We start from the raw sequence: 17,857 nt of genomic DNA, 5'->3' as shown, positions 1-17,857 counted from the left end.
TAATCATGTTAAAATTAATCTGTATTTTTAGACTTTACGATATATAAGGACCGATTTAATGGCAAATATTTTAAAGAAACTATATAACACTGATAAAAGAGAACTTAAAAAATTTGAAAAATATGCAACTAAAGTAGAAGAACACGCTGATGAAATGAGTAAATTGTCAGATGAACAATTGCAAGCTAAGACACCAGAATTTCGTGAGCGCATTAAAAATGGTGAAAGCTTAGATGATCTTTTGCCAGAAGCATTTGCAGTTGCTCGTGAAGGTGCAAAGCGTGTATTAGGGCTTTACCCATTCCACGTTCAAATTTTGGGTGGTATTGCATTACACTTTGGTAATATCGCTGAAATGATGACTGGTGAAGGTAAGACTTTAACCGCAACAATGCCCGTTTATTTAAACGCCTTGGAAGGCAAGGGTGTGCACGTTGTTACTGTTAATGAATACCTTTCTAGTCGTGACGAAGAAGAAATGGGACAGCTTTATAGATGGCTCGGCTTAACTGTTGGTTTGAACATTAACTCAATGTCACCAGATGAAAAGCGTGAAGCATATAACTGTGACGTTACTTATTCAACTAACTCAGAACTGGGTTTTGACTATTTACGTGACAACATGGTTGTCTATAAAGAGCAAATGGTTCAACGTCCATTGAACTATGCTATTATCGATGAAGTTGACTCCATCTTAATTGATGAAGCTAGAACTCCTTTGATTATTTCTGGTGAAGCTGAACAAGCAAATAGTGATTATATTCGTGCTGATCGTTTTGTTAAGACTTTGACTGAAGATAAGAGCGATGACGATGCAGATGATGATGAAGATCACGGCGATTACAAGATTGACTGGCCAACTAAGACTATTTCACTTACCAGAACTGGTATTGAAAAGGCTTGTGAACACTTCGGCTTAAAGAACTTATACGATGTTGAAAACCAAAAATTGGTTCACCATATTGATCAAGCACTTCGTGCAAATTATATTATGTTGAAAGATATTGATTATGTCGTTCAAGATGGTGAAGTTTTAATCGTTGATTCCTTTACTGGTCGTGTAATGGAAGGTCGTCGTTATTCAGATGGTTTACACCAGGCTATTGAAGCTAAGGAAGGCGTCAAGATTCAAGAAGAATCTAGAACGCAAGCTACTATTACGTATCAGAACTTCTTTAGAATGTACAAGAAATTATCAGGTATGACTGGTACCGGTAAAACTGAAGAAGAAGAATTCCGTGAAATTTACAACATGCAAGTAATTACGATTCCAACCAATCGTCCAATTGCTAGAAAAGATATGCCAGATATTTTGTATCCAACTTTAGATTCAAAATTCCATGCTGTAATTGAAGAAATTAAGAAGCGTCATGCAAAGGGACAACCTGTTTTGGTTGGTACTGTTGCTATCGAAAGTTCAGAACGACTTAGTCATTTGCTTGATGAAGCAAATATTCCACACGCTGTGTTAAATGCTAAGAATCACGCTAAAGAAGCACAAATTATTATGAATGCAGGTCAGCGTGGAGCAGTAACTATTGCGACTAATATGGCTGGACGTGGTACTGATATTAAACTAGGGCCTGGAGTTAAAGAACTTGGTGGTTTAGCAGTTATTGGTACTGAACGTCATGAATCACGTCGTATTGATAACCAGCTTCGTGGTCGTTCTGGTCGTCAGGGAGATCCAGGTTACACTAGATTTTACCTATCACTTGAAGATGACTTGATGAAGCGTTTCGGTGGAGACCGCGTAAAAGACTTCTTAGATCGTCTTTCAGATAATGATGATGAAAAGGTAATTGAAAGTCGTTTGATTACCCGTCAAGTTGAATCTGCTCAAAAGCGTGTTGAAGGTAATAACTACGATACTCGTAAGCAAACTTTGCAATATGATGATGTTATGCGTATCCAACGTGAAATTATCTATGGTGAAAGAATGCAAGTGATCGAAGCAGATAAGTCATTGAAGAACGTTTTGATTCCAATGATTCACCGTACTATTAATAGTCAAGTGGATATGTTTACTCAAGGCGATAGAAGTCAATGGCGTTTAGATTCATTACGGGATTTCATTTCTTCAAGTCTAGCTTCAGAACAAGTCACTGATTCAATTGACTTTAAGACAATTAGTGTTGAAGATTTGAAGAAGAAATTATATGACATCGTTGAAAAGAACTTTGAAGACAAAGAGAAAGCTTTAGGCGATCCAAGTCAAATGCTTGAGTTTGAAAAAGTTGTTATTTTGCGTGTTGTTGATGACCGCTGGACTGATCATATTGATGCAATGGATCAATTACGTCAATCAATCGGACTTCGTGGGTATGGACAACTTAATCCACTTGTCGAATATCAAGATTCTGGTTATAGAATGTTTGAAGAAATGATTTCAAATATTGAATTTGATGTAACTCGTTTGTTCATGAAGGTTGAAATTAGACAAAATCTTAGTCGTTAATAAAGAAAAAGGGGAGTTAGCAACTTCCCTTTTTTTGTGATAAATAAGGAGAAAATTGATGGAAATTAGTGAAATTCAAAATGTATTAGATGAGTTGAAGAAACGTTTAGACCACTTTAGGGGGTCTCTTTGACTTAGATGGTATTAATGAAAGTATTGAAATAAATGAAGCTAAAATGGCTCAGCCAGATTTTTGGGATAATCAAGAAAAAGCTCAAAAACTAATTAGTGAAAACAATGTTTTAAAGGAAAAAAGAGACTCATTCTTAAAATTAAGCGAAGATTATGAAAATGAGTTAACTGCACTCGATTTGCTGCGTGAAGAGCCAGATTCAGATTTACAAACAGAAGTTGAAACAGATTTAATAGCTTTACAGGAAGCTTTTCATAATTATGAATTAGATTTACTTTTGTCTGGCAAATATGATAGTCATAACGCATTATTTGAAATACATCCTGGTGCAGGTGGTACTGAAGCAATGGACTGGGGACAAATGCTCCTTAGAATGTATCAGCGCTATTGTGATACAGCAGGTTTTAAATTTGAAATAAATGATTATGAACCAGGAGAAGAAGCAGGAGTAAAAAGTGTTACTGCTAGAGTAGTCGGCCATAATGCTTATGGAATGCTAAAGTCGGAAAATGGTGTTCATCGCTTGGTTAGAATTTCACCATTTGACTCTGCCAAGAGACGGCATACTTCTTTTGCATCAGTTGAAGTAATTCCGGAGATTGATGATAGTATCAAAATTGATATCGATCCTAAGGATTTAAGAATCGATGTATATCGGTCAAGTGGTGCAGGTGGACAACACATTAATAAAACATCAAGTGCTGTAAGAATTACGCACTTACCGACTGGAATAGTCACTACATCACAGGCTCAACGCTCACAGATTCAAAACCGTGAGACTGCAATGAATGAGTTGCGGGCTAAGCTATTTCATTTAGAAGAAGAAAAAAAGCGCAAGCAAAAGCAGGCTTTGAAAGGTGATCAAAAAGAAATTGGTTGGGGTTCACAAATTAGATCATATGTATTTCATCCGTACAATTTAGTTAAAGACCTTAGAACTGGATACGAAACAGCTGATACAACTGGTGTAATGGATGGGAAACTTCAACCATTTATTTATTCGTATTTGCAATGGTTGCTTAGTCAGGAAAATCCAGAATAGGTGAAGAATGAGTTTTTTAAGTATAGTTATGCTGGTTTTAACAGCATTAGTTCTCTTAAGCTTGTTATTTGTATTTTTTAAAGCTTTAATTCTCTTATTACCAGTAGCTGTAATTGCAGTCATAATTATATGGCTGATCTATTGGTTTGAGAGAAAGAAGAATAATAACAATATGCCAAGCGATGGAAATAATTATAATAAGTTTAGTTCGAGTGATTCTACTAATAATGCACGTACTAGAAAAAAAGCTCGTGATGTAACTACTAAAGATATCGATAAATAGTTAGGGGGCACAGTTATGGCTGATGAAGTAAAATTAAGTAAATTAATTAAGGATAATAAGAGTATTCTTGAAGTTTATCAAGGACAAGAATATGTTAATGCTAAAAAAATCTATGTTTCAGATATTTATCGTCCGGGGCTAGAATTAACAGGATATTTTGATTTTTATCCTGCACAACGTATTCAGTTGTTAGGAAGAACTGAAATTTCGTATGCAGCTAGACTTGATCATGAGATTAGAACTCATGTATTTACTAAGATGGCTACTAAAGCTACCCCATGTTTTTTAATTTCACGTTCGCTACCAGTACCTGAAGAATTATCCGAAGCAGCAGAAAAAGCAAATATTCCTATTCTACGTACTAGTGAATCTACTACTTATATTTCTAGTATTCTAACTGAATATTTGCGAGCACGATTAGCAAAGAGAAATAGTATTCACGGTGTTTTGGTTGAAATTAAAGGTATGGGTGTACTGTTAACTGGTGCTTCTGGTGTAGGTAAATCTGAAACAGCACTTGGTTTAGTTCAAAGAGGTCATAGACTTATTGCTGATGATCGTGTCGATGTTTTTCAAAAAGATCATAATACAGTTGTAGGTGAAGCACCCAAAATTCTAAGACACTTAATGGAAATTAGAGGAATTGGAATTATCGATGTCATGAATTTGTTTGGCGCAGGTGCAGTTAAAAGCAGAACCGAAATTCAATTAGTAATAAATTTGGTTAACTGGGATCCTAAAGCAAATTATGATCGTCTAGGTTTTCAAGAAAATACTCGCGAAATATGTAATGTTGAAATTCCACAGGTTAATATTCCAGTTAAAGTTGGTCGAAATATTGAAATTATTATTGAAGTAGCTGCTATGAACTTTAGAGCTAAAAAAATGGGATATGATGCTACTCAAATGTTTGATAATAATTTAACTAACTTAATTTCAGAACACTCAAAAGAAGATACAGATAAGGTGCAACATGATGACTAAACTGGTAATTAATCCTGTTGCCTTTCAATTAGGAAGTTTAAGTGTGAAATGGTACGGCATAATCATGGCCGTAGCTATTGTATTAGCCACATGGATGGCAATTAGTGAAGGTAAAAAAAGGCAAATTATTAGTGATGATTTTGTCGATCTTCTTTTATGGGCTGTTCCATTGGGGTATGTTGGTGCTCGTATTTATTATGTGATTTTTGAGTGGGGCTACTATTCTAAACATCCCAATCAGATAATTGCTATTTGGAATGGTGGGATCGCAATTTATGGTGGCTTAATAGCCGGATTGATTGTCCTGCTAATCTTTTGTCATAAAAGAGATCTACCACCATTTTTAATGTTAGATATTATTACTCCCGGTGTAATGGCCGCACAAATTTTGGGGCGTTGGGGAAATTTTGTAAATCAAGAAGCTCATGGTGGTCCAACAACGCTTCACTTTTTACAAAGCTTACATCTGCCTGAATTTGTTATTCAGCAAATGAAGATAGGTGGAACATATTACCAACCTACATTTTTATATGAATCTTTTTTTAATTTAATTGGCTTAATAATAATTTTGTCCTTACGCCATCGTAAACATGTATTTAAGCAAGGCGAAGTTTTCATGTCGTATCTTCTTTGGTATAGTGTAGTAAGATTCTTTGTTGAGGGAATGCGTACTGATAGTTTATACATTTTTGGTATAATACGTGTATCACAAGCATTAAGTTTGGTTCTCTTTATTGCTACAATTATTCTATGGATTTATCGGCGTAAAGTTGTTAAACCTAAATGGTATTTGCAGGGGAGCGGATTAAAATATCCGTACACAAGAGATTAAATAGTAAAAATTTTAGTTTAGAAAGTTTGAGATATTAAAATGACAAAAATCGCAGTTTTAGGTAATGGTTCATGGGGCTCAGTATTAGGATCAATGTTAGCTGATAATGGTAATGATGTGGTTCTTTACGGTAACATTGAAAGCGTTAATGATGAAATTAATGCTACTCATACCAATAGTCATTATATGAAAGATTGGAAATTAAACGAAAATACTAGAGCAACTGGTGATTTAGAAGATGCACTTGATGGTGCAGAAGTGGTTTTGTTTGTTTTACCAACCAAAGCTGTTAGAATTGTTGCAAAAAATGTTCGTGAAATCTTAGATAAAAGCGGTGCTAAACCACTTTTGGTTACTGCAACAAAAGGTATTGAACCAGGTACTAAAAAACTTATTTCAGAAATTTTAACTGATGAAATTTATCCTAATGATGAAGATAAAATTGTGGCTATTTCTGGTCCAAGCCATGCAGAAAATGTTGCTCAAAAAGATTTAACTGCAATTGCATGTGCTTCAACTAATGAAGAAAATGCCAAGAAAGTTCAAAAACTATTTTCAAACGATTATGTTCGTTTCTATACTAATGATGATTTAGTAGGTGTAGAAGTAGGTGGTGCAGTTAAAAACGTTATTGCGATTGCTGCTGGTATTTTAGTTGGGCAAGGATATGGTGATGATGCTAAAGCTGCATTAATGACTAGAGGATTGGCTGAAATTACTCGTTTAGGTGTTAATTACTTTGGTGCTAAGCCAATGACCTTTAGTGGTTTATCGGGTATAGGTGATTTAATTGTAACTTGTACTTCCGTTAACTCACGTAATTGGCGTGCGGGTAAACAAATTGGTGAAGGCAAGAGTTTGGACTATGTTTTAAAGAACATGGGACAAGTGGTCGAAGGCGCAACTACTGTTAAGGCAGTACACGAGCTTTGCGAAGAAAAGAATATCGATATGCCAATAAGTGAAGCAATTTATCGTGTTCTTTATGAAGGTACCGATGTAGAAACTGAAATTAAAAAGATGATGGGCAGAGCACCAAAACCAGAAATTCGTCTTTAATAGGCTGAATAGTTTGAAATAAACAAAATTTATAGTATCGTTTACTTATAAAAAGTAAGTGAAAGGAGCGGCGAATATGGCCGATAAATATGACGTAATTGTAATTGGCGCTGGACCAGGTGGTATGACAGCGGCTTTATATGCTACCCGTGCTAATTTAAATGTATTGGTGCTTGATCGTGGACCATACGGTGGTCAAATGAACAATACTGATGCAATTGATAATTATCCAGGCTTTACTGAAGTTAAAGGACCAGAACTTAGTCAAAAGATGTATGATACTTTAATGAAGTTTGAACCTGATTATAAATACGGTAATGTACAATCAGTTGAATTAGATGGAGACGAAAAAGTTATTAAGACTGACGATGAAGAATATCGCGCTCCAGTCTTAATTATCGCTACTGGTGCAGATCATAGACACTTGAATGTTCCAGGTGAAGAGGAATACTCAGGTAGAGGAGTTTCTTATTGTGCTGTTTGTGATGCTGCATTTTTTAAGGATGAAGATGTGGTTGTAGTGGGTGGCGGTGATTCCGCTATCGAAGAAGGAATTTATCTTTCTCAAATGGCCAAGAGCGTAACTGTTATTCACCGTCGTGATCAATTACGTGCTCAGCCTACTTTGCAAAAACGTGCATTTGCAAATGAAAAAATGAAGTTCATTTGGAATGCTCAAACAGAAGAAATTCTAGGTGATGGTAATCGTGTAACCGGTGTTAAGTATCTAGATAAAGAAAATGGAGAAACTAAAGAAGTTTCTGCTGCAGGTGTATTTATTTATGTGGGTGTGTTACCACAAACTGAACCATTTAAAAAACTAGGTATTTTAAATGAACAAGGTTGGATTCCAACTAATGAGCACATGGAAACAAAAGTATCAGGTATTTTTGCTTTAGGTGATGTTCGTGATAAAGATTTGCGTCAAATTGCTAATGCGGTTGGTGAAGGTAGTGTAGCGGGGCAGGCTGCATATAATTATTTTCAAGATTTAAAAAACTGATATAAAAATTAAAAATTTTAAAAATAAGACCATATTTTATTAATAAATATGGTCTTATTTTTTTACTATACATAGATAAGTGATATATAATTAAAAGTAAAGGAGAATCTTATTTATAATCAAAGTAAGCGCTTTCCGCTTTTTGTAAACTGTAATTTTGATTTTGGAGAAAGCAGTATGGTAACGATAGTGGAGGTTAAACAACATATTAAAAAATTTGCAGCTGGCAATGAGCTATATCTTCAAGAAGTATTAGGGTGTCATTATGAAAATGATATCTATACTTTTAGAGTATGGGCACCAAATGCGCAAAAAGTTTGGCTAGTTGGCGATTTTAATGATTGGGATAAATCATTAGAAATGAGTCAGACTTTAGATGGAGTTTGGGAAATAAAGACCAGCTTACCCAAAGAAGGACAGCTATATAAGTTTCTAGTTAAACAAGCTGATGGTCGTGAGGTAATGAAAATTGATCCTATGGCGTTCGAATTAGAGCCTAGACCAGGCAGTGCAGCTGTGATTGTTAAGTTACCTAATAAAAAGTGGCTTGACGGTGCATGGATGGGACGAAATAAAAGATCGAATCATTTTGCTCGACCAATTAATATTTATGAAGTACATGCTAGTTCATGGAAAAGACATACAGATGGGTCTCTGTATACTTTGAAGGATTTACAAAAGGAATTAATTCCGTATGTTAAAGAACAAGGATTTAATTATATCGAATTTTTGCCTTTAACAGCACATCCTTTAGATGCTTCATGGGGATATCAAACAATTGGTTATTATGCTTTGGAGCGTACTTATGGTACACCACGAGAGCTGCAAGATTTTGTTGAAGCATGTCACAAAGAAAACATCGGTGTTTTGGCTGATTGGGTACCAGGACACTTTTGTATTAATGATGATGCCTTGGCTTATTATGATGGCACACCATGTTATGAATTTAGCGAAAAATGGAGAGCCGAAAATAAAGGCTGGGGAGCTCTAAATTTTGATTTAGGCAAACCGGAAGTGCAATCATTTTTACTTTCTAGTGCCCTATTTTGGCTAGAATTTTATCATTTGGATGGCTTGAGAGTTGATGCTGTTTCTAACATGATTTATCGCGATTATGACCGCAGTGACGGTGAATGGAAAACAGATAAATTTGGTGGAAATCGTAATTTAGAGGGGATAGAATTCCTACAAAAACTAAATCGAACCATTAAAGGCAAACATCCAGAATGTTTAATGATTGCCGAGGAAAGTTCTGCTCAAGTAAAGATAACTGGTCGAATAGAAGATGGTGGGTTAGGTTTTGATTTTAAATGGAATATGGGTTGGATGAACGATATTTTACGTTTTTATGAGATGGACCCATTATTTAGAAAATTTGATTTTAATCTAGCTACTTTTTCATTCATGTATCGAATGAGTGAAAACTTTATTTTACCTTTATCACATGACGAGGTTGTTCATGGTAAGCGAAGCCTAATGAATAAAATGTTTGGCGACCGTGATAAGCAATTTGCTCAATTACGTAATTTACTTACATTGCAAATGACCTATCCTGGTAAAAAGCTTTTATTTATGGGAAGTGAATTTGGACAATATCTTGAATGGCGATATAACGATGGCTTAGATTGGGCAGAATTAAAGGATGAACTGAATGCTAAAATGAAGCATTTTGATCAAGATTTAAATAGTTTTTATTTAAATGAGCCGGCTTTGTGGCAATTAGAACAAAGAGAAGATTCTGTTCAAATTATTGACGCAGATAATAAAGATGAGTCAGTCTTGTCATTTATTCGTCAAGGTAAAACTAGACATGACTTTTTAATAGTTATTTTGAATTTTACACCTGTTGATCGAAAAAAATTACAATTGGTGTTCCATATGCTGGTAAATATTGTGAAGTCTTTAATAGTGCCAGAAAAGAATATGGTGGCAGTTGGAACCAAGAAAAGCAGAATTTGAAAACTCAAAATAATTCATTTAAGAATTTTAATTATCAAGTGCAATTGGATATACCGGGTTTTAGTGCTGTGATTTTAAAACCTGTAGATGTTCATATAAAAAGAAGAATTAATAGAAAAACAAAAACTAAGTAATAAGGAGAAAAAACAATGAGTACCGAAATGTTGGGCTTGATTTTGGCAGGAGGAAAAGGAACAAGATTAGGTAAATTAACCAGTGATCAAGCAAAACCAGCTGTCCCTTTTGGTGGCCGATATAGAATTATTGATTTTACTTTAAGTAATTGTGCTAATTCTGGTGTAAAAAATATAGGAATCATTACACAATATCAACCATTATTGCTTAATGAGCATATTGGTAATGGAGTAAGCTGGGGATTAGATGGATTAAATGCAAGTGCCACAATCTTACAACCATATACTGACAATTCTGGTAGTAAATGGTTTGAGGGCACGGCTCATGCCATTTATCAAAATATTGATTATATTGATAGTAAGGATCCAGAATATGTATTAATTCTTTCCGGTGATCATATTTATAAAATGGATTACGAATCTATGTTGGAAGAACATATTAAGAACGGTGCGTCATTGACCGTAGCTGTAATTGATGTTCCTATGAAAGAAGCATCTCGTTTTGGAATTATGAATACGGATGTTAGTGGTAGAATTACAGAATTTGAAGAAAAGCCTGAGCATCCAAAAAGTAACCATGCATCAATGGGAATTTACATCTTTAATTGGAAGAGATTGCGTGAAGTTTTGACCACCGGATTCACTACTAATGATGATATGGTGGATTTTGGTAAAAATGTTATTCCATATTATTTAAAGAGCGATGAAAGAGTATTTGCATATCATTTTTCTGGTTATTGGAAAGATGTAGGAACTATTGATTCCTTATGGGCTGCAAACATGGAATTTTTAGATGGCAGTGATGGTCTTAACTTATATGATCGTTCCTGGAGAATATATTCTAAAAATCCAATTGATCCTGCACAAGTTATTACTGAGAATGCAGAAGTTAACAATTCAATGATTGTAGATGGATGCTATGTAGATGGTACGATTAATCATTCGATTTTATCGACAGATGTTGATGTACAACGTGGCTCTGAAATTACTGATTCTGTGATTATGCCAGGAGTAAAAATAGGTAAGGACGTTGTTATTAAGCACGCGATTGTTGGTGAGAATGCTCAGATTGGGGACGGAGCTGTAGTTGAGGGGAATAAAGATAACATTAAAGTGATAGGTAATTCAGAAAGAATTGGAGTATTGCCAAATGAAGACTAATAAAATGGCTGCAATTTTTAGTAATCAACATGAGTATAATGAATTACGCCCGTTGACTGACGAACGTTCATTATCTGCTTTATATTTCGCAGGTAAATATCGCATTATGGATTTTGCTCTTTCAAGTATTGTAAATGCAGGAATTAATAATGTGTATACCCTGATTAGTCAAGAAAAAGTAAGATCATATCTTGATCATTTAGGCGGAGGCAAAGAATGGGGGCTAGATACTATAGGCTCTTATGCATATCTTGATTTTTATCAAAAATTATTGCAAAGCCAAGCAAATGGAGGAGAATATTTTAATGATTTAATTACCTTCTTGGCTACAGCTAATGCTCCATATACTGTTTTTCTTGAAAATAAAATAGTTGCTAATGTTGATTTGCAGTCGGTATTACATTTCCATCAAGAAAATGGAAATCGTATTACAGCTGTCTTTAAACGTGTAAGTAAGAAAAATGTGGCGCCAGATGATCAGCTATATATTTTAGACGAAGAAAATACCATAATGTCTTGCCAACAAGCTATTGATACTCAAAGTCAAGATAGCTATAACTTAGGTTTGAATATTTATGTGGCAGATACTAAATGGTTGATTGCTGAATTGAAGAAAGCCCAAAAATGTGGCGCTCCTATTGATATTGGTCAAAGATTTGCAAGTCTTGCAGCAAAATACCGTACAAATGCTTATGAATATACCGGTTATTTGCATAATGTCCATGACATTAAGAGTTATTACGATTCCAATATTGAAATGCTTGATAAGAAAAATCGTGACTCACTTTTACACGGTAATCAAAGAATTATTACAAGAATTAGAAATGAAGTAGGTACGTATTACACTACTTCTTCTAAAGTTAAGAATTCTTTATTTGCAACTGGCTGTAGAATAAATGGAACAGTAGAAAATAGTATCTTATCAAGAAGAATAGATGTTGCTGAAGATAGTAACGTTAAGAACTCTATTGTAATGGCAAGTTGTACTTTAGAAGCCGGTAGTAGTGTTGAATATGCTATTTTAGATAAAAATGTAGTAATAAAAAAAGATGTAGTAGTTAAGGGAACCCCAGATAATCCAGTGGTTATTAAGAAGGGTGACGTTGTAACTAAAGATTTAATTGTTGAATAAGGAGAAATCGTGCGAGTTTTATTTACTGGTGCTGAATGTGCACCTTTTTTCAAAACTGGGGGATTGGGCGATGTATTAGGCTCTTTGCCTAACCAATTAGCTAAAGAAGGTGTTGATGTTGGTGTCGTCCTTCCTTTGTATCAAGATTTACCAGAAAAGTATCGTAAAAATTTAAAATATCAAGGTAACTTTATTGTGCCAGTAGGTTGGCGTAATCAATATTGTGGAATTTTTACTTTGAAATTAAATGGTGTGAATTACTTCTTTATTGATAATGAATATTATTTTAAGCGTCCGGGAATTTATGGTTATTATGATGATGGCGAAAGATATGCTTATTTCCAACAAGCAGTCATCATGATGATGGAGCGTTTTGATTTTATTCCGGATGTGTTGCATTGCAATGATTATCACACTGCATTTATTCCATTTTTACTCCATGAAAAATGGGGCTTTGTCGATGCATATAAAGGGATTAAAACAATTTTAACTATTCATAACTTAGAGTTTCAGGGGAAATATAATGCAAAAACTTTACCGGATTTCTTTGGTATGAATTACGACTGGTTTGATAGTGGTATTGTCCGAATGGATAATGATGTTAACTGGATGAAAACCGGCATTTTATATGCAGACCGTGTAACTACGGTTAGTCCATCTTATGCTCGTGAAATTCAAACTGTTGAATTCGGACAAGGCTTAGATGCGATTTTAAGAATGTGTTCACATAAGTTAACTGGTATTTTAAATGGGATTGATTTTGAAAAATATAATCCCAAGACTGATCCCGTAATTAAGAAAAATTATGATGTTTATCATTTACATCATAAATCAAAGGATAAAATAGCACTTCAAAAAGAATTAGATTTGCCAATTAAGCCAAATATTCCTTTAATTGGTATGGTTTCACGTTTAACTGCACAAAAGGGCTGTCAATTATTGCTTGACGAGTTAGATAATATTTTGCAATTTAATGTTCAGATTGTAATTTTAGGTAATGGTGATCCATATTATGAACATCGTCTAATGGAAATTGCTGAGCGTTATCCAGATAAACTAAAGGTTATTTTAGCGTTTGATGTTAAATTGGCTCAAAGAATTTATGCTGGAGCAGATAGTTTCTTAATGCCTTCTGCGTTTGAACCGTGTGGACTTTCACAGCTAATTGCATTGCGTTATGGTACTTTACCAATTGTTCATGAAATTGGTGGGTTAGCAGATACTGTTTGGGTATATGATGAGACTACCAATGAAGGTACTGGCTTTGGCTTTAAGGAATTTAGTGGTTATCAAATGGTACAAGCAATAAAGAAAATGTTAGCGTTGTATCAACAAAAGAATAATTGGCTTAAAATACAAAAAATAGCCATGAAATCGGACTTTTCATGGAAAAATTCTGCTGATAAGTATAAGTGGATGTATGGAGAGTTAATTGGGTAATCCAATTGGTGTAAAAATATGCAATTAACAAAAGATGAATTTAAAAAGAAACTAAAAAATAAGGTAAATATTTATTTTGAAGAAGAACTTGATGAAGCATCAAATAGTGAGTTATACACTGCATTAAGTGGAGTGGTTAGAGATGGATATGCACCGCAATGGCGTCGTACCCGTATTTCCGAAGCTGATCAAGGACAAAAACAGGTTTATTATTTTTCAATTGAATTTTTGCCAGGAACTTTACTTAAAACTAATCTGCTAAATTTAGGCTGGCTGGATACTGTTAGAGCTGCATTGTCAGATTTGGGATTAGATCTAGACAAGATTGCTGCAGCAGAACCAGATATGGCTTTAGGTAATGGCGGTCTGGGACGATTGGCTGCAGCTTTTATGGATTCTCTTGCTTCAACTGGCTATACCGGAAATGGAAATGGTATTCGTTATAAGTATGGTTTATTCAAGCAAAAATTTGTAAATGGCTATCAAAAAGAACTACCAAATGATTGGCTTAAAAAAGACGATCATTGGGAAGTTAGAAGAGAGAGCAAATCTGTTTTAGTAAGATTTGGCGGTAAAGTACGTATGGTTGATGATAATGGGTGGATGACACCTCAATATGAAGGTGGCGATGTTGTCAGAGCTGTACCGTATGATACTGCAATTGTAGGTTATAGAGATGGTGTAACCAATACATTGAGATTGTGGGATGCAGAAATTCCACCAGAAGAAGAATTGTCATATCCTACTATTTCAGATAGACGTCGTATAGAAGATTTAACTTCAATTTTGTATCCAGATGATTCTAATTATGAAGGTAGATTATTAAGATTAAAGCAAGAATATTTCTTTGTTTCAGCTGGATTACAAAGTATTTTAGATTATTATGTTAAAAAACTTGGTAATAAAGATTTCACTAAATTACCAGATTACGTGGCTGTTCATATCAATGATACGCATCCAGCAATGGCGATTGCAGAATTGATGAGATTGCTAGTTGATGAACATCGTGTCGATTGGGAGACTGCCTGGGATATCACTTTAAAGGTGATGAGTTATACCAATCATACAATTATGTCAGAGGCAATGGAAAAATGGGATACAAATATGCTGTCTCAATTGTTGCCGAGAATTATGCAAATTATTACTGAAATAGATCGTCGTTATTGTGCTTATTTAAACGGACAAGTCTCTAATGATGTAATTGAACGTACTCGAATTATAAAAAATGGACAGGTCCAAATGGCGCATTTAGCAATTATTGGCTCACACTCAATTAATGGGGTAGCAGCATTGCACACCCAATTATTGGAAACCAAAGTGTTAAAAGATTTTTATAATTTATATCCTGATCGCTTTAATAATAAAACTAATGGAATCACTTTGCGTAGATGGCTACAAATTGCTAATCCAGAATTATCTGATTTACTTGATCAAACTATTGGTAAAGATTGGCGTAAAAATAGTGATAAGATGCTCAATTTTGAAAAGTACTACAACGACACTTTAGTATTAGAGCGTATTAATCAAATTAAACTAGATAATAAGAAAAAACTAGCTGAGTTTATCAAAGAACAAATGGGAGTAGAAGTTGATCCAAACGCTATCTTTGATGTGCAAGTCAAGCGACTACATGAATATAAACGCCAGACTTTAAAGTTATTACATATTCTAAAGTTATATCAAGATTTAAAAGCAGGGATTGATCATCCTAAGCGAGTAGTTATATTTGGGGCTAAAGCTGCACCAAGCTATGTATTTGCTAAACAAGTAATTAAAGTGATCAATGAAACAGCTAATATGATCAATTCAGATCCAGATATTAACGGCAAGTTAAAGGTAATCTTTTTAGAAAATTATGATGTTTCTCTAGCTGAAAAAATTATTCCCGCAGCTGATGTAAGCGAGCAAATTTCGACCACTACTAAAGAAGCTAGTGGTACAAGCAACATGAAATTGATGGCCAATGGTGCTTTAACTGTGGCTACAATGGATGGTGCAAATATTGAAATTGCGGATGCAGTAGGTGAGGATAATATCATTACGTTTGGCTTAAATAAGGATCAGGTTTATAAATATTATGCAGAACATTCTTATCACCCAAGAGAAATGTACGAATCAGATCCAGTAATGAAGAAAACAGTTGATGCGTTAACTGATGGTACAATTCCTAATTGTTTTTCGGAAGGACAAGCTCTAGCAAATAAATTTTTGAGTGATAATGAGCAATTCTTTGTTTTAGCAGACTTTGCTGATTATTTAAAAGCTCAAGAGAAAGTAGAACAAGAATGGAAAGATAAACATTCTTGGGCTCAAATGAGTTTGGTAAATATTGCTCATTCAGAACGTTTTGATGTTGATAAGACAATTGAACGATACGCACAAGATATTTGGCATTTAAAAAAATTAAAAGTTGAAAAAGTTGATCACTAATGAAAATAACTTATGATTCTTGGCAAGAGCAGTATAAAAACCCTTTTGGTGCTGTTAAAGCTGGTAATACAGTTAAATGGTCAATCAAAATAGATCAAGTAATACAAGGAGCTGTCTTGTGGTTGACTAAAAGTCGAGAAACACCAGTGGCTTATCCGATGAACTATGATGAACAGACTAAAATGTATACCACACAGGTAAAAATTGGTACATCTGGTTTATACAATTACTACTTTGCTTTGCAACAAAATAATCAAATAGTTTATATAGATCAAGGACTTTTTGGTAAAGGACACGTAACTAAAAGTGATCATGATTTAAGACAGTTTCAATTAACTTGTTATGATATTGCAACTCCACGAATCGATTGGTATCAAAAGGGCATTGTTTATCAAATTTTTCCGGATCGCTTTGCTAATGGAAATCCATATGAAGAAGTTATAGGTAAAAAAAGGAATAGTTTTATCTATGCTACTAAAGAAGATATTCCATATTATATAAAAAATAGTGAAGGTGCTATAGTGCGGTGGGACTTTTTTGGCGGTAATTTAACTGGAATTAGAAAAAAGATCCCTTATTTAAAACAACTAGGTGTTACAGTCCTTTATCTTAATCCAATTTTTTTAGCTAAAAGTAATCATCGCTATGATACAACAGATTTTATGAAAATCGATCCAATGTTGGGTGATGAAAAAGATTTAGCTGACTTAATTAGGGAATTACATGAGAATAATATGCATCTAATATTAGATGGAGTATTTAATCATGTAGGTTTTGATAGCATTTATTTTCAAGGAGCGATTACTGACAAAAATAGTAATTATCGTTCTTGGTTCAACTTTCAAGACTATCCAAATAAATATCAGTCTTGGTGGGGTGTAAAGTCTTTACCGACTGTTAATAAAGATAATTCTGAATATCAAAATCTTGTTTATGGCGATCATGGTGTATTAGCTAAGTGGAAAGTTGATGGTTGGCGACTTGATGTAGCTGATGAGTTACCGATGGATTTCTTGCGTAATATTCGTAACCGTTTGATAAAGGAAAATTGTCCAATTTTGATTGGGGAAGTTTGGGAAGATGCTTCAAATAAATTTGTAAATGGTGAATATCGAACTTATACAGCTGGTGATAATTTAATGGGGGTTATGAATTATCCGATACGCAATTTTATTATCAGTTTGTTATCAGCTCAAGATAGTACTATAGAGATAGAAGCAATGAATGACCTGGCTTTACTGATTGAAAATTATCCAACTGACTTTTTGCATAATTGTTTAAATAATATCGGTACCCATGATACGGTAAGAATTAAAACCGTTTTGAATAAAAATGATAATTTAGTCATGATGGCTTTTGGCTTATTATTTATGATGCCCGGAGTTCCATGTATTTATTATGGCGATGAGGCTGGCTTAATTGGTAAAGAAGATCCAGATAATCGACGTTACTTTCTATGGGGACATGAAGATAAAAAGCTAATAGATTGTGTTAGCAGTTGGACCAAAATACGCAAGCAAAATCCAGTATTGGTAAATGGCAAAATCGGTTTTGTACATTTGTCGGCTGGGGTTAATAGTATAGTTAGATATAATGATCAAGAGATGATTATGTATTGCGTTAATTGTACTAACGAAGATGTGATACCGTTGCGTGAAAAGTATTCATTTTATTGGTTGCCGAGCATAATTATTGATAAAATCAAGGATACTTTGGACCAAATTCAACTTAAAGCACAAACAGATTTTATTAAGAAAATATCGCTATAGTTATTTAAATTAGTTAAATTTAAGTTTTATAATAATAC

General features: G+C 34.2%; 12 protein-coding genes and 1 pseudogene. All 13 read left to right on the top strand.

What is annotated here, in order from left to right; translation table 11 throughout:
- Nucleotides 1-58: 58 nt before the first annotated feature.
- A complete protein-coding gene (secA, locus tag SO785_RS05275) occupies nt 59-2,458 on the top strand; it encodes a preprotein translocase subunit SecA (protein ID WP_021874053.1) in 2,400 nt (799 codons plus the stop codon).
- Between the two features lie 58 nt (nt 2,459-2,516).
- A protein-coding gene (gene prfB / locus SO785_RS05270; RefSeq protein WP_095522727.1) for a peptide chain release factor 2 occupies nt 2,517-3,633 on the top strand; the annotation gives its coding sequence in 2 pieces (ribosomal slippage) (nt 2,517-2,588 and nt 2,590-3,633; 1,116 coding nt in all).
- Between the two features lie 7 nt (nt 3,634-3,640).
- A complete protein-coding gene (locus tag SO785_RS05265) occupies nt 3,641-3,916 on the top strand; it encodes a hypothetical protein (RefSeq protein WP_003546557.1) in 276 nt (91 codons plus the stop codon).
- A 15-nt stretch (nt 3,917-3,931) separates the two neighbouring features.
- A complete protein-coding gene (hprK, locus tag SO785_RS05260; protein WP_003546560.1) occupies nt 3,932-4,900 on the top strand; it encodes an HPr(Ser) kinase/phosphatase in 969 nt (322 codons plus the stop codon).
- Nucleotides 4,893-5,732: a prolipoprotein diacylglyceryl transferase gene (gene lgt, locus SO785_RS05255; RefSeq protein ID WP_015613330.1), complete on the top strand. Its 840-nt coding sequence runs from the start codon at nt 4,893-4,895 to the stop codon at nt 5,730-5,732. The genes hprK and lgt overlap by 8 nt, the downstream gene beginning before the upstream one ends.
- A gap of 39 nt (nt 5,733-5,771) precedes the next feature.
- Complete coding sequence (locus SO785_RS05250) at nt 5,772-6,791, top strand: NAD(P)H-dependent glycerol-3-phosphate dehydrogenase (protein ID WP_003546563.1); 1,020 nt, start codon at nt 5,772-5,774, stop codon at nt 6,789-6,791.
- 76 nt (nt 6,792-6,867) lie between these two features.
- Nucleotides 6,868-7,794, top strand: a complete 927-nt coding sequence (trxB, locus tag SO785_RS05245) for a thioredoxin-disulfide reductase (RefSeq protein WP_011254223.1) — start codon at nt 6,868-6,870, stop codon at nt 7,792-7,794.
- A 177-nt stretch (nt 7,795-7,971) separates the two neighbouring features.
- Nucleotides 7,972-9,887: pseudogene (gene glgB / locus SO785_RS05240) on the top strand (1,4-alpha-glucan branching protein GlgB).
- Nucleotides 9,888-9,902: 15 nt separating this feature from the next.
- Entirely contained in the window at nt 9,903-11,048 is a 1,146-nt protein-coding gene (locus tag SO785_RS05235) for a glucose-1-phosphate adenylyltransferase (protein ID WP_003546570.1), read from the top strand.
- A complete protein-coding gene (gene glgD, locus SO785_RS05230) occupies nt 11,038-12,180 on the top strand; it encodes a glucose-1-phosphate adenylyltransferase subunit GlgD (RefSeq protein WP_003546573.1) in 1,143 nt (380 codons plus the stop codon). Before SO785_RS05235 ends, glgD begins: the two co-directional genes overlap by 11 nt.
- Nucleotides 12,181-12,189: 9 nt before the next feature.
- On the top strand, nt 12,190-13,620 hold the full coding sequence (gene glgA / locus SO785_RS05225; protein ID WP_003546574.1) for a glycogen synthase GlgA: 1,431 nt from the start codon (nt 12,190-12,192) through the stop codon (nt 13,618-13,620).
- Nucleotides 13,621-13,638: 18 nt separating this feature from the next.
- Nucleotides 13,639-16,050 (top strand): glycogen/starch/alpha-glucan phosphorylase, encoded by a 2,412-nt coding sequence (locus tag SO785_RS05220; RefSeq protein ID WP_003546577.1) that lies wholly within the window; start codon nt 13,639-13,641, stop codon nt 16,048-16,050.
- Complete coding sequence (locus SO785_RS05215) at nt 16,050-17,819, top strand: glycoside hydrolase family 13 protein (protein ID WP_011254225.1); 1,770 nt, start codon at nt 16,050-16,052, stop codon at nt 17,817-17,819. Before SO785_RS05220 ends, SO785_RS05215 begins: the two co-directional genes overlap by 1 nt.
- The last annotated feature ends 38 nt before the right edge of the window (nt 17,820-17,857 follow it).

Source organism: Lactobacillus acidophilus, assembly GCF_034298135.1.
Lineage (GTDB): Bacteria > Bacillota > Bacilli > Lactobacillales > Lactobacillaceae > Lactobacillus > Lactobacillus acidophilus.
Note: the sequence above shows the minus strand (reverse complement) of the source record. Positions and strands in the feature narration are given on the sequence as shown.

What these genes read in the sequence shown, in the direction of transcription:
- secA (WP_021874053.1), top strand. Translation starts at nt 59, where the DNA reads ATGGCAAATATTTTAAAGAAACTATATAACACTGATAAAAGAGAACTT.
- SO785_RS05265 (WP_003546557.1), top strand. Translation starts at nt 3,641, where the DNA reads ATGAGTTTTTTAAGTATAGTTATGCTGGTTTTAACAGCATTAGTTCTC.
- hprK (WP_003546560.1), top strand. Translation starts at nt 3,932, where the DNA reads ATGGCTGATGAAGTAAAATTAAGTAAATTAATTAAGGATAATAAGAGT.
- lgt (WP_015613330.1), top strand. Translation starts at nt 4,893, where the DNA reads ATGACTAAACTGGTAATTAATCCTGTTGCCTTTCAATTAGGAAGTTTA.
- SO785_RS05250 (WP_003546563.1), top strand. Translation starts at nt 5,772, where the DNA reads ATGACAAAAATCGCAGTTTTAGGTAATGGTTCATGGGGCTCAGTATTA.
- trxB (WP_011254223.1), top strand. Translation starts at nt 6,868, where the DNA reads ATGGCCGATAAATATGACGTAATTGTAATTGGCGCTGGACCAGGTGGT.
- SO785_RS05235 (WP_003546570.1), top strand. Translation starts at nt 9,903, where the DNA reads ATGAGTACCGAAATGTTGGGCTTGATTTTGGCAGGAGGAAAAGGAACA.
- glgD (WP_003546573.1), top strand. Translation starts at nt 11,038, where the DNA reads ATGAAGACTAATAAAATGGCTGCAATTTTTAGTAATCAACATGAGTAT.
- SO785_RS05220 (WP_003546577.1), top strand. Translation starts at nt 13,639, where the DNA reads ATGCAATTAACAAAAGATGAATTTAAAAAGAAACTAAAAAATAAGGTA.
- SO785_RS05215 (WP_011254225.1), top strand. Translation starts at nt 16,050, where the DNA reads ATGAAAATAACTTATGATTCTTGGCAAGAGCAGTATAAAAACCCTTTT.